This is a genomic window from Microvirga pakistanensis (assembly GCF_004458765.1).
In the GTDB taxonomy this organism is placed as follows: Bacteria; Pseudomonadota; Alphaproteobacteria; order Rhizobiales; family Beijerinckiaceae; genus Microvirga; species Microvirga pakistanensis.
Genome location: NZ_SPJX01000718.1, coordinates 16,146 through 29,289, shown reverse-complemented (window position 1 = coordinate 29,289; position 13,144 = coordinate 16,146). Strand labels below are relative to the sequence as shown.

At 58.1% G+C, this 13,144-nt stretch carries 11 protein-coding genes; 10 read left to right on the top strand and 1 reads right to left on the bottom strand.

Features of this window, described 5'->3' with window-relative positions:
- Nucleotides 1-752 precede the first annotated feature (752 nt).
- Nucleotides 753-1,679: an alpha/beta fold hydrolase gene (locus tag E4K09_RS28610; protein ID WP_134501003.1), complete on the bottom strand. Its 927-nt coding sequence runs from the start codon at nucleotides 1,677-1,679 to the stop codon at nucleotides 753-755.
- A gap of 151 nt (nucleotides 1,680-1,830) precedes the next feature.
- Here E4K09_RS28610 and E4K09_RS28605 point away from each other — a divergent pair, with 151 nt between their 5' ends.
- The 10 genes from E4K09_RS28605 to E4K09_RS28565 all read left to right on the top strand — a co-directional run bounded on the left by E4K09_RS28605 (nucleotide 1,831) and on the right by E4K09_RS28565 (nucleotide 13,137).
- Nucleotides 1,831-2,772, top strand: coding sequence for a LysR family transcriptional regulator (locus E4K09_RS28605; protein ID WP_134501002.1), 942 nt, complete (start codon nucleotides 1,831-1,833; stop codon nucleotides 2,770-2,772).
- A 39-nt stretch (nucleotides 2,773-2,811) separates the two neighbouring features.
- Complete coding sequence (locus E4K09_RS28600; protein ID WP_134501001.1) at nucleotides 2,812-3,576, top strand: SDR family oxidoreductase; 765 nt, start codon at nucleotides 2,812-2,814, stop codon at nucleotides 3,574-3,576.
- A gap of 232 nt (nucleotides 3,577-3,808) precedes the next feature.
- Nucleotides 3,809-4,612 (top strand): SDR family NAD(P)-dependent oxidoreductase, encoded by an 804-nt coding sequence (locus E4K09_RS28595; RefSeq protein ID WP_134501000.1) that lies wholly within the window; start codon nucleotides 3,809-3,811, stop codon nucleotides 4,610-4,612.
- 1,094 nt (nucleotides 4,613-5,706) lie between these two features.
- A complete protein-coding gene (locus E4K09_RS28590; RefSeq protein WP_134500999.1) occupies nucleotides 5,707-6,942 on the top strand; it encodes an urea ABC transporter substrate-binding protein in 1,236 nt (411 codons plus the stop codon).
- Nucleotides 6,943-6,985: 43 nt separating this feature from the next.
- A complete protein-coding gene (locus tag E4K09_RS28585; protein ID WP_134500998.1) occupies nucleotides 6,986-7,852 on the top strand; it encodes a branched-chain amino acid ABC transporter permease in 867 nt (288 codons plus the stop codon).
- 23 nt (nucleotides 7,853-7,875) lie between these two features.
- Nucleotides 7,876-9,735 carry an ABC transporter permease subunit gene (locus E4K09_RS28580; RefSeq protein WP_134500997.1) on the top strand — a complete coding sequence of 620 codons (1,860 nt, stop codon included), beginning with the start codon at nucleotides 7,876-7,878 and terminating at the stop codon, nucleotides 9,733-9,735.
- The gene (locus E4K09_RS28575; RefSeq protein WP_204985802.1) at nucleotides 9,704-10,417 is read left to right on the top strand and encodes an ABC transporter ATP-binding protein; all 714 of its coding nucleotides are present in this window, start codon (nucleotides 9,704-9,706) and stop codon (nucleotides 10,415-10,417) included. Before E4K09_RS28580 ends, E4K09_RS28575 begins: the two co-directional genes overlap by 32 nt.
- 20 nt (nucleotides 10,418-10,437) lie before the next feature.
- Complete coding sequence (locus tag E4K09_RS29570; protein WP_166802546.1) at nucleotides 10,438-10,608, top strand: hypothetical protein; 171 nt, start codon at nucleotides 10,438-10,440, stop codon at nucleotides 10,606-10,608.
- Nucleotides 10,601-11,974, top strand: a complete 1,374-nt coding sequence (locus E4K09_RS28570) for an amidase (protein ID WP_134500996.1) — start codon at nucleotides 10,601-10,603, stop codon at nucleotides 11,972-11,974. The genes E4K09_RS29570 and E4K09_RS28570 overlap by 8 nt, the downstream gene beginning before the upstream one ends.
- Nucleotides 11,974-13,137 (top strand): transporter substrate-binding domain-containing protein, encoded by a 1,164-nt coding sequence (locus E4K09_RS28565; RefSeq protein ID WP_134500995.1) that lies wholly within the window; start codon nucleotides 11,974-11,976, stop codon nucleotides 13,135-13,137. The genes E4K09_RS28570 and E4K09_RS28565 overlap by 1 nt, the downstream gene beginning before the upstream one ends.
- Nucleotides 13,138-13,144 lie beyond the last annotated feature (7 nt).

The following is a 13,144-nucleotide window of genomic DNA, read 5'->3' as shown; positions in this document are numbered from 1 at the left end:
CCGGACGCCCCGCAGCAGCCCTGATCCCTGGTGCCCGCCTGGTGGTGTACGAGGGTGCTCCACACGGGCTCTATTTCACCCACAAGAAGCGCCTGAACCAGGACATCGCAAGCTTCGTCCGCGAGACAGCCCAGGATGGCTGATGATCCTCGCGACGAGCGTCTAACGGAAGGCGCCTCTGTTGCACCAACCATGGCAGGACTCAGGATTTGGGAGCGGCCCACCCGACAGGCAAGCTATGGCATGTACTCCCGAAATCTAATGCAATGGAGCCGTTGATCCTCCATTCCTGAGCACGGTCTCGACAGCTACTGCAATTTCACAGTCATCGAACTCGAAACAACCACAGCTATCAATCGTAGCCTTCATGGCGTGACAGTAAATCTCGAGCCAAAACGGCGGAAAGCCAACGCAGGCCGCCTCAGGCTCAAGTTCTGTTAGGCGGACCTCGTAGGTGCCAATCCAACCTAACGTGACGGTGCGACGGTCATCTGCGCGGGGGGCAAATACCAGCTGCACGTAAGCTCTGATTAGTCGTTGCTCGATCGCGTCCGGGCAGAACTCAAGTTCGACACAGTCATAGAAGTGCTCTGGATGCAAACTGGTCATATCAGTTCCGCGGAGATGAACAACCCAGCAACAATCGGACATTATCCCGACTAGCCCAGCATGAGCTCGCCAGTTTTCTGCTAACCGCCTACAAGCCGAAGGCGACGTGTCGGCCGCAGGCATTCGCCTTGGCAATGTTCACTTCATGAACTTTTGGCTTTGATGCGATTGAAAAAGGTTCGGATTTCACGGGCAGCAACATCGGGGATTTCAGCATGAACATAATGGCCTGCATCGGCGAACCCGATGCTGTAATCTGACCAATACTCCCCGAGCCGATCAGACCACTCCGGCGGGATCAACGGATCGCGTTGGCCCCAAAGAAAACGTGTCGGTACTGTGATCGGCGGCTTCGGCGGAAGCTTGCCTTCCAGCCACAATCGTCGGGTCGGCGCCGAGCTCAGGTACCAGTCAAATCCTCCCTGGATGTTGCCAGGCTTCATGAAGTTATCCACATAGGCTTCAAGGAGGTCGGCGAAGACACTCGGGTTGTCGCCGGACCAGTGATCGAGGAAATGCCGCAAGTAGATGCGGCAGGCATCTCTCGAGCTGCCCACCAGTTCAGCCGCCCAAGGCAATTGCTGGAAGTACTGATACCAGACTTCGATGAGATGGCTTGGTTGCCCATACCGGGATCCTAGTCCTGGATATGGGGTGCAGAAGTAGAAGGTTCCCCAAAGGCGCGTGGGTGTGCGGTGCGACATTGCTTGGGCCACATAGGCTCCGAGATCCCCTCCGACAACACCAAATTGCTCGATCCCAAGTGCGTCCATCAGCGCAAACATATCATCAGAGTGCCTTTCGGCGGTCGCGGTCGAGTCCGGCTCTGGGAACGGTTTTCCAGTGTCACCACAGCCACGAAGATCGGGAGCAATCAGTTCGAAGTCACCTCCGAGCCGCTCCATGATGGGACGCCAGACTAACCAGAATTCTGGCCAACCATGGAGAAGCAGGAGCGGCCTTCCGCGACCGAACCGGGCAACGTTGATCCGCAGTCCATTCGCCGACACACGGTCCTGTCGAATCCCAGAGGCTGCTGCTGCGGCAAATGCTTCGTCTAAGGCTGCCATCGGTCCTCCTCGGGTCCTGCCCTATCCATGCTTCGATGTTTAAGCAGATCCGTCCAATACGATCTCAATACACTTCCAGACCCGAGCCATATCGCGGAGGATACTGATCCCTTGGGCTTTCCTGGCGCGGCAGAGGGCGGTAGAGTTAGTCATGGAACTGCGTCACCTTCGCTATTTTGTTGCTGTCGCCGAGGAGTTGAACTTCACCCGCGCGGCGGAACGACTACACATCGCCCAGCCGCCTCTCAGCCAGCAGATCAAACAACTCGAAGAAGAGATCGGCGTGGTTTTGCTTCAGCGTGGCGCCCGGCCGCTCCGTCTGACTGACGCCGGCCAGGTCTTCCTGGATCGCGCCCGCCAGGTTCTGATGGATTTGGATGCCGCAGTGGCTGAGACTCGTCGCAGGGGGCGGGGCCAAACCGGAAGATTATCAATTGGGTTTGCCGGATCCGCAATGTACGTGCTTCTTCCCGAAGTCATTCATCATTATCGTGAGGCCTGCCCGAACGTCGAGTTGGTTCTTAATGAGATGCTGGCCTCAGAGATTGCGGAGGCCCTGCAGGATCGGAGGATCGATGTTGGGTTCGCCCGTCCGCAGCTTCCGGCCGATGATCGCGTCGCCCAAAGGCTTGTTCTTGAGGAGCCGTATGTAGCAGCGCTACCGGCTCATCACCGCCTTGCTGGCAACAGCTCTATCAAGTTGTCTGAACTCGCTGACGACGGGTTTGTACTATACCCGTCAGCCGAAGGACCGAGCGTGACGGACCTGATCGTAGCGGCCTGCCGCGAGGTGGGCTTTGTCCCTCGCATCGTCCAGGAGGCGCTCCATCTGCAGACGGTCATCAACCTTGTGGCCTCTGGTGCCGGCGTTTCACTCGTGCCAAAGGCAGCCGCCGACTGCCAGATCCGCCGCGGGGTGAGCTTCCTGCCGCTGCTCCCGCCAGCCCCAATGGCACCCCTCACGCTCGTCTGGCGCGAGGACGACGTGTCAGCTGCGCTTCAACGTTTCCTCGCTGCGGTTGACTTAGAGGGGCTTCGTTTGGCTGAGGCCTCTCAAACTATAGCCACTGCGTCTGGAACTGTATCGACATAGTATTGGTCAGATCGCCAAGGGCTGTTCAAACCTTTGGTCATGAGCGAACTCGATTCACCCAAGGGATTGATCATTGTGACTGGCGCCTCGCGAGGCATAGGAGCGGCGACTGCGCGTTCCTTGGCTCAGCGCGGTCACCCGATCTTGATCAATTATTCCCGTGATACCAGCTCAGCTGAGGAGTTGGTGGCGGAGCAATCCCGACTCGGCTTCATCGTCGAAAGCGTCCGGGCTGATCTTGCGACCGAGACAGGTGTGCTCGACCTGTTTGCCGCAGCAGATGACCTCGGAATCCCTCTGAGTGGTCTCGTCAACAATGCCGGTGTCACTGGTGGTTTTTCGCGCGTCGCCGACTTGAAGGACCATGTCCTCCGCCACGTCCTGGCGGTTAATGTGGCGGGCTGCTTCTTGTGTGCCAGAGAGGCCGTTAGACGAATGTCGCGGCAGTGCGGCGGTCAAGGAGGCAGCATTGTGAATATTTCATCGATCGCCGCAAAGCTCGGCGGCGCCGGCGAGTGGATACACTACGCAGCGAGCAAAGGAGCCCTCGACACACTGACCATTGGGCTGGCGCGCGAGGTGGCCGGAGAAGGGATCCGCGTCAATGCCGTTGCCGCGGGTCTGATTGAAACAGATTTGCACGCTGCCGCGGGTGCCCCAGACCGATTGGATCGCCTGGCACCAGGAATTCCCATCGGAAGAGCCGGAACTACCGACGAGGTTGCCGCGGCAGTAGTTTGGCTGATGTCCAGTGCCGCCTCGTATGTGACGGGGGCGATCCTGCCAGTTGGAGGCGGCCGGTAGTTTGCCGCAATACTAAGCTTACCGCAGCTGCGTGGATCTGGACTGCATTGGTTATCCGGCAGTGACCCAAGCTCACGCTGAAGCCTATCGGCGTCCGTCGGGTTGAGGCGGCAATTTCCAAGCCGGTTTGTCTTTGTCCAGTCCTATTACCTGCTGGGTAATCGATCCAGCCTGAATGCTGCTCTAGCCTTCCAGGCACATCGTGAACGGAATGAAGATGAAAGGTTGATCAATGAGTGCCCTCAACAGCAATACTGCCGGTGCCAATCAGCAGGTCGGAGGTAAGGTTCTGGCTGATCGCGTTGCCCTCGTTACAGGCGGCACCAGCGGCATTGGAGAGGCGACCGCTGTTGCCTTCGCACAAGCCGGAGCCAGCGTGGTGATCAGCGGGCGCCGGCGCGACGTCGGAGAAAGGATCGCGGCTTCGATCGTTGCTGCAGGTGGCAAGGCTCATTTTATTGGGTGCGATCTGAAGGTCCCGAGCGATATTGAGCAACTGGTTCAAGTCTGCCTGACCCGGTTCGGGGGGCTCGACATCGCGCTCAACAACGCTGGAGTTTTGGGGTCGCCCAACCTCATCGCGGACGAAACCATGGAGAACTACGACGAGGTGTTCGACACCAACGTTCGTGGTACGCTGCTGTGCATGAAGTACCAGATGGCGCACTTCATGGGCCAGAGGCGGGGTGTGATCATCAACAATACCTCGGTCTACGGCAGTGTTGGATTTGCCCAATGCGGATCGTATGTGGCCGCAAAGCATGCCATCGAGGGGCTGACAAAGGTCGCAGCTCTTGAAGGGGCACAGCATGGCGTCCGGGTGAACGCCATTGCTCCAGGTTACACCCGAACCAACGTCCGCTCGCACCTCGATCTCGGTGACGAGGTCGACCAATACATGATCGGACTGCAGCCACTCGGCAGGATCTGCGAGCCATCTGAGGTTGCCGCGGCTGCGGTGTTTCTCGCGTCCGATGGAGCGAGTTTTATCACCGGAACCAGTCTCCCGGTCGACGGTGGTTATCTGGCTCAGTAGCCTGACAGGGATGGCACAGTTAGCCGGAGGAACTTCGCTGCTGCAAAGATTGCTGATCGTGGTGAATGTGTATCTCACCTACCGCGGGGCGTCGTCACTCGCGGTGAATCCAGCGACGTCAGCCCCACGATTCTGGAACCAAGGCATACGATGACGGGCCTCGGCAGTACTTGAAGTATGATCGAAGAAACGGAAGCACTCTAGCACACAGTCGCACGAGCACTCAGTTAACCTCGGCGGGTAGCGCTTCGACTGTATCCGTCATAGGAGGTAACGAGTTACGAACAATACCTGGAATACTCTTGTTGAGACAAAGGCAACGACATGCAGATTGAGCTCCTCGAGGCATCCGCTCCCTCGGGAGCGGATGACGTGACGGCTGGCCTGCGGGTCATATGATCGAGCAGACTGGCAACTTACCGCGTATTCCGTTAGCTTTGCTCATGCGCGATAATGACAATCATGTGCGCCGGGGGCTTCCGTGGAACCATTGCTGCCTGCTGGTTGCAAGACGACCATTTCCGGGTAGATGTGGCCCTGCGTGGGCGGAGTTATGGCACTCTCGTGCTCGGCGTGACTGAGAAGGCTGCTTGTGTACTTGGAGTGATCGACGCGAAGCTGACCACCTCAATCTTTCAGGCGCCTAGGTTTTATCAGACGCAAGAGCATGCTGAGATCCGCCGCCTAAAGGTTCGCCCGCCCGGTTATGATCGGATCTGGATGGTAAAGCGGTGGGTTTGACCCATCACCCGCGGGTTAAATGCTTCGGATAAGCACAGAACAGGTGACCGATTGGCAGGTGACGTGAGCGCTTCTGTGCCCAATCAACGGGCAACTTACCAAATGCTTGCCTCCCTCCGACTTGACAAAGAATTTGTTCTCGGTAGTTTAGACACAGCAAAGGCAGATAGCCGACGCTTCGTGGCAGAGCCGCCGCGAGACATCCATGGTAAGGCACCATGAGATTAGCCGCTCGTAGGATACGAGCGCGTACAACTTCCACTCAATCACATCCTCTTGGCCGGATGAGCTGAACTGGCAGCTGCCCCGCGTGCCTGCGAGCCCCATAAGCACTTGGCTCTGGAGGAAATCGCATGCTTAGACGTACTTGGACAAAGGTTGGCCCTCGCTCGCTGCTTTGCGTATTGGCGCTGGGCGCGGGCCTTGCACCGCAAGCCAACGCGGCCGATCCATTGAAGATCGGCGCAATCTTCGACCTTACAGGCGATTTGAACATCTACGGTGTTCAACAAATGCGCGGTCTTCGCTTGGCTGTCGCAGAACTCAATGCAGCGGGAGGCGTCGGCGGCCGGCGGGTCGAGGTCATCGAAAGTGATGCGCAGTCAGAGCAAGCCAAGTACACCCAATACGCAAATACGTTGGTTATGCGCGACCGTATCTCGGCTTTGTTCGCGGGCCTGACCAGTTCCGCGCGTGAAGCAATCAGACCGATCGTACGACGCAGCAACACGCCCTACTTCTACACCTCTCTTTATGAGGGGGGTGCTTGCGATAAGCAAACGTTTGTAACAGGTCCATCGGCCTCGCAGCAATTGAGCGTCCTTGTCGAGTGGGCCATCAAGACATACGGACCGCGCATCTACATCATGGCTCCTGACTATAATTTTGGAACCATATCCGCGAGCTGGGTGGCCCATTATGCTCAAAAATTCGGCGGCACGGTGGTCGGAACCGACCTCCTCCCTCTCACCGTGACGGACTTCTCATCAACGATCCAGAAGATACAGCGAGCCAAACCGGATTTCGTCGTGGCTCTGCCTGTTGGTGCAAACCAAACTGGTTTCATCGAGCAATTCTCCGCCGCAGGGCTGAAGGACAAAGTCGGTCTTGTCTCAACCAACTATGGTTCTGGAAACCAACAGGTCGTCGTGTCGCCAGAGGCGGGGAAGGACATCGTCGCATTTCCGGAATACATGATGTGGGTCAACAACCCGGAGAACGATGCTTTCCGACAAAAATGGGAGCAGGCGTACGGAACCGATGAGCCCATCATCGGGACGGCCGTAGATACCTATAATGCCGTTCTCCTGTGGGCGAAAGCCGTGGAGAAAGCCGGGACTGCGGATGCGGCCCAGGTCATCGAGGCGCTCGAGAGTGGGTTGACCCTTGAGGCCCCCAATGGCCTCGTGACCCTCCTGCCGCAGTCGCATCACCTCCAAATGAACATCTATGTTGCACGGGCCAACACGCAGCGAGGCTTCGACATCATTGAAACCCGTCCTGCGGTACTTCCGAGTTTCGAGAGTGAAGTCTGCGATCTGATTGGGAAGCCAAAAACGGCGAAGCACTTCACGCCACCCGGCCTTTGATCGGTCACCCCCTGTTCTGCAACCGATCATTCCGGAGGCATACATGACTCTCGATTACATCGCGATAGCTATTCTATCGTCGTTATCCACTGCGTCTATCCTTTTGATCGCAACCTTGGGACTTGCCATCGTCTTCGGACTAATGGGCGTCATTAATCTCGCCCACGGCGAGATGATTATGTTCGGCGCCTATGCAGCGCTCTTGTCGACACGGCTTGGGGTGCCGTTCCCACTCGCCGTTCTGCTTGCAACAGGAGCAACAGCATTGTTCGGGGCCGTTGTGGAGATCCTGATCATCCGCCGTCTTTACGGAAGAATGCTCGATACGATGCTCGCGACCTGGGGCCTGAGCCTGGCGCTTTATCAATCGGCAGTCTTGGCGTTTGGCTCCGTAACGCCCGGGATTGGTATGCCGCAAATGACTGTTCGGATCGGGCAATACGGCGTTTCGGCCTACATGGTGTTTTTGATCTTCGTCGCCGTCTCATGCGTTGCCGGTCTCTTCTGGCTCCTGACCCGAACAGGATATGGGATCATGGCACGGGCAGCGATCGCTGATGCCGAAACGGCGTCCGCCATCGGGATTGAATCCAGCCGCATGAACACCGTGACGTTTGCTCTCGGTGCCGGGCTCGCCGGGTTTGCTGGAGCGATCCTGCTACCGGTATTCCCCGCTACGCCCAGTATGGGGTTTGCCCTGGCGATCAAGGCATTCCTGGCGGTCGTTGTTGCCGGTCCACTTCCCCTCAGCGGAACGGTGACCGCCATTGGTACCCTAGGTACCGCGGGCGGAATCACATCGAGTATTTGGTCAACGGCCGCTGGCGACCTCTTCTTCTTTGGCACAACCATTCTCATCCTGCGCCTTTGGCCAAACGGCATCTCATCACTGTGGCGATACAAGTTGTAGAACGGCTGACGGGAGGAAAGATTATGAATAGCAGCGTCTTTACATCCAGGCGCCTCATCTCGCCTGAGCAAATGCTTGGATCGCGGTGGTGGTGGGGCCCCGGACTCGCGGTTGCGGCCCTGATCGGCGCGGCTTCCCTTTTCGCGGATCCCTATCTCGCTTACGTCGCTTCGTCCTGGATCATTTTTGGCTTGCTCGGTCTGAGCCTTGATCTTGTATGGGGACGCTCCGGTATCCTGAGCCTGGGCCAGACAGCGTTCTACGGCATTGGCGGCTATCTCGGCGGCATCGCAGCAATCAATCTTTCCGAACTTGCTGGAGGCACTTTGGTCTGGAGCTTGCCTGTTGGAGCGCTCGCTGGAGCTCTCTTTGCAGCCTTGGTTGGCGGACTGATCTTCTATAGTCGGATTGGGACATTGCAGGCCACTGTATTAACGTATGCCCTGACTCTGGTCCTGTGGACTGCAGCTGTGTCCTTTAAGATCACCATTGGTGACGCGGTCGTGGGTGGTGACAATGGCCTGTCGGATATCCCGGGCTTTGTCTCCTTCACCGGGGAGGTTATGGATCCGAAGGGCACGTTCATCGTCGTTCTGACGGTGGCAACAGTGGTTCTCATGCTTGTGCAGGCGCTGTTGAGGACACCGTTCGGGACGATCTTGTCATGTATCCGGATGAACCCGACCAAAGCGGAGCTGCTCGGCTATGACATACGGTACTACCAGCTCGCTGTCTTCTCCCTGTCGGGCGCGATCGCTGGGCTCGCCGGTGCTCTTTATGGAAGCTGGTCGAATTATCTCAGCCCCTCGATCTTCAGCCCACAGGAGGCGCTGCTTGTTCCAATCTACGTGCTGGTCGGCGGGCGCGGAACCCTGATCGGCCCGTTTGTAGGAGCGGTTGTCGTCGGAGGATTGTCCTTCTGGCTCGGCGGTGGCGTTATCGGGGGCCAGACCACGCTCATTATGGGCCTTGGCCTGATTGTACTGGTGCTCTTTTTGAAGCGTGGCATCCTCGGCACGATCATGGATGTGATTGCCACGGGTCAGGGCAGTATACGCCTGAACAGAACAGGCGGATCTGTTGACGACCATGCCTCTTCGCTCAAGATTGACTTGGCCCAGCTGAGGGGCCTTGTCGGGCGACGAGGCGCAAACCAGCCAAGCTTGCGTTCTGAGGGAGCCGTCAAGAGGTTCGGGGGTGTTACCCCTGTCAAGAACATCAGCCAAAGTTTCTCGCTTGGTCGGGTGCACTGCCTGATTGGCCCTAATGGCGCGGGCAAGAGCTCCTTCCTCCGCTGCTGTACCGGCTTCTACCGCCTGAACAGCGGCAGCGTCTTCTATGGGAAGGAGGAAATTACCCGCTGGCCGATGTTCAAGAGAGCCCGCGCCGGCATTGGGATCAAGACGCAAGCGGCACAGGTCTTCGATGAGTTTGATGTCTATACGAACCTATGGATTGCTGCCTATCGCCATCACGGGAACGCAGCAGAGGCGCATATTCATTCAGAGCAGATGCTGCGTATGCTGGGGCTCATGGCCAAAGCCGGTAAGCCGGCCAGCGAGTTGTCCCACGGCGAGCAGCAATGGCTCGATATCGGAATGGTGCTTTGCACGGCGCCTTCGGTGCTCCTCCTCGACGAACCAGCTGCCGGAATGACAGGTGAGGAGACCCGACATCTCTCCCTCCTCGTTAGGATTTTGGCGCAGGAGGTCGTGGTTGTGGTCGTAGAGCACGACATGGAGTTCATCCGCACACTCGATGCCGAAGTGACGGTTCTTCATCAAGGTGCCGTATTCGCCCAGGGTTCGATAGACGACCTGCGCAAGGACGAGCGCATTCTGGACATCTATCTTGGAAGGCGAGAGCATGTTCGAGATCTGTGAAGCGACCGGCGGATACCGGAAGACCGTCATTGTGCGTGACGTGAGCCTGACCGTTGCAGAGGGCGAGATTGTTGCCCTCCTCGGGCGCAACGGGGTCGGCAAAACGACGCTGTTGAAGTATGCGATGGGCCTGACAGCGAACTTCGGTGGCCGCGTGATACTCGGCGGAGCCAGCCTGGCTGCGGATCGGGCAAAACGGGCCAAAGCCGGCCTCGGATATGTACCTCAAGGTCGCTTCGTGTTCCCGAGGCTCACAGTCGTTGAGAACATCGCTTCGGCGGCTGTCGCCTGTGGGCACAACCATCGCGATGCCGTGAAGAGGATACTGAGCGAGTTTCCGGCCCTCCAGGAAAAGGCTCATGCGCTTGCCGGCACCCTCAGCGGTGGCCAGCAGCAACTTGTTGCCCTGGGCCGGGCTCTCGCCACGCAGCCGAAGCTTCTCATCCTCGACGAACCCACCGAGGGAGTGCAGCCATCGATCATTGATGAACTTGCTGGGACATTGTTGCGCCTCAACCGTCAGGAGGGGCTCTCAATCCTCGTGGCCGAGCAGGATCTAGACTTCTGCCTCTCGATATCCCAGCGAGCTTACATCATGGATCGTGGCACCGTGGTCAAAGAAGCCACGAAGGATGTGCTCTTGGCTGATAACCACCTTCTGCAAAACCTCCTCGCCGTATGAATTGAGATGGAGTTCTGACCATGTGGAGCCTGCAAAGACTGGATGCCCAACGAAAGGACGCCGAACTGCCACCGCTGGACGAGGCACTTGCAGAGGAGGTTGTGACCCTTCTGTCGGATCTCGAAGAAGCCTTTAAGCGCCTGCCGGCCGTTGCATTGGCGGATCCAACGAAAGAACTGTGTGATGAGTGAAGCCGTGCCAAGCAACCTCACAGCGACCGCGCTTGCATCCGCCATTCGGCGCCGCGAGGTCAGTGCCGTTGAGGTGGTCCGTAGATCTCTCGCGGCCATCGATCGCAGCCAGAGTCGGACAAACGCGTTCACGATGATCGATGTTGAGGGAGCATTGAACCAAGCGACCGATGCCGATCGGCGATTGGCATGCGGACGGATTTCAGGTCCACTCCACGGTGTCCCGATCGCCGTGAAGGATAACTATCTGACCCATAACCTGCCGACCACCGCGGCCTCACGGGTTCTCGGCGATCGTCCTCTTTTAGGTGAGGCGACGGTCGTATCCCGGTTGCGCCAAGCTGGGGCCATCATCATTGGGAAGACCAACATGCATGAATGGGCCTACGGCGCGACAAATGAGGTATCCGCCTACGGTCCCACACGCAATCCCTGGAATCTCGAACACATCACCGGGGGATCCAGCGGCGGGTCGGGAGCCGCCGTTGCGGCCGACATGGTAACGATAGCGCTGGGTAGCGATACCGGTGGATCGATCCGAATCCCGGCAGCGGCTTGTGGAATCTCAGGCATCAAGCCGACCTATGGTACACTCAGCCCTGATGGCTTGCTGCCGTTGTCCTGGTCTTTCGACTGTGCGGGCCCCATGGCGAGAACCGCCCAAGATCTAGCTGTTGCACTCCAGATCATGGCCGGCGTCAAACGTCCAGAACGGATCGTTCGTACGTTTTCTGGGGTACGCCTGGGCGTGATTGCCGGCAGGGGCTTCGAATGTGCGACGGATGTGGCGGCTCGGGTAAACGACGCCATAGAGGCCATAGTGCGCGACGGAGCCCTGAGGTCCAGCGTTACAATCGTCGACGCAGGTCATGGTTTTAGTATGTGGAAGGCGATCATGTTCGCTGAAGCCTCCGCTTATCATAAAACCTATCTTACCGAAGCTCCGGAAGGCTATGCGCCGGGGGTTCGCAGTCAGCTCGAGGCGGGCCGATGCATTGCTGCAATTGATTATATCGCGGCTCAGCAGTTTCGGACGGTGTTCGTCCAGCAGGTTAAAGCACTGCTTGAGAGCGTCGATATCCTGGTGATGCCAACCTTGCCGGTCACGGCACCCCGTGCCGGCGCAAACTGCGTCACGATAGCCGGAAGAGAGACGTCGACTCAGGATGCGATGACATGCATGCCGTGGCTGGCCAATTTCACCGGTTTGCCAGCCGTCAGCATACCGTGTGGGCCAGGAAGCAGTAACTTGCCGGTTGGCATGACGCTCATAGGCCGGGCTGGGTCCGACTTCACGCTCCTCGATATGGCCGAGCGTTTTCAAGCCCTCACTTCCTGGCATGATCTTCGGCCGGAGATGCAATAATGTACAAATCCGTCATATCAACGTCTGCCTCTGACACCGCTATCGATAGGGTGATCCACGTCGGGGTTCTCTTTGCCCAGACAGGCACCATGGCTGTGACTGAGCGGGCCCAGTTGAGCGGGACCCTTCTCGCAATCGAAGAGGTCAACAGCCGCGGCGGAATTGCCGGCCGTATGATTGTTCCTGTCATTGAGGATCCGGCATCTGAGCTCTCGCGCTATCGGGAGATTGCGAAAAGGATGCTCGCGCGTGATGAGGTTCCAGTTATCTTTGGATGCTGTTCCTCAGCCAGCCGCAAAGCCATCCTTCCTCTGATCGAGCGGCATGGCGCCCTGCTGTTCTACGGGTCAACGTACGAGGGCTTCGAATACTCTCCCAATGTAATTTATACAGGCGCCACTCCGAGCCAGAGCATTGTTCCTCTCGCCGTCTATCTGTTCCGTCATTTCGGAAAGAGGTTCTTTCTCGTGGGATCGGACTATGTGTTTGCCCGCGAGATTAACAGGATTACCCGCGAGTTCCTCGCCGAGAGTGGCGGCGCGGCCATAGGCGAAGAGTATGTGCCCCAAGGGGCTGGACCGGCAGCGTTCAAGGCGATTGCGGCGAAGATTGCGGCTGCCGAGCCGGATGTTATCCTCTCCACGGTCGTTGGCGGAGACACGGCTCCCTTCGTGGAAGCATGCCACGCTATGGGCGCTACCAACTTGGAACGCCCAATTGCCGGCCTGACCGCGACCGAGGACGAGTTGCAGCCCTTGCTGCCTGAAGCCCGTGTCGGGCATCTCACTGTATCGTCCTATTTCGCCGGCCTTAGCACTCAGGGAAACAGGGCATTTCTGGCTCGCTACAGGGATCGTTACGGTCCGGAGAGCCGTCCCTCTGTTTACTCGGAAACTGCCTACTCACAGGTACACCTGTTTGCCGACGCCGTGAACCGTGCCGGCGGTGCAGATCCCGAACTCTTGCTGCAGTTGCTCAGCGGCGCACGTTTCGATGCTCCGCAAGGAGAGATCATGATCGATCCCGAAAACAATCATACGCATCTGCGCCCACGGATTGCCCGCTGCAATTCAAGCGGCGTTTTCGAGGTTGTCTGGGAGGCCCCAACGCGTATTGCACCCGATCCGTACCTTGTGGCTTATAATCGGAGCCTCGCGGGATGATTGACGC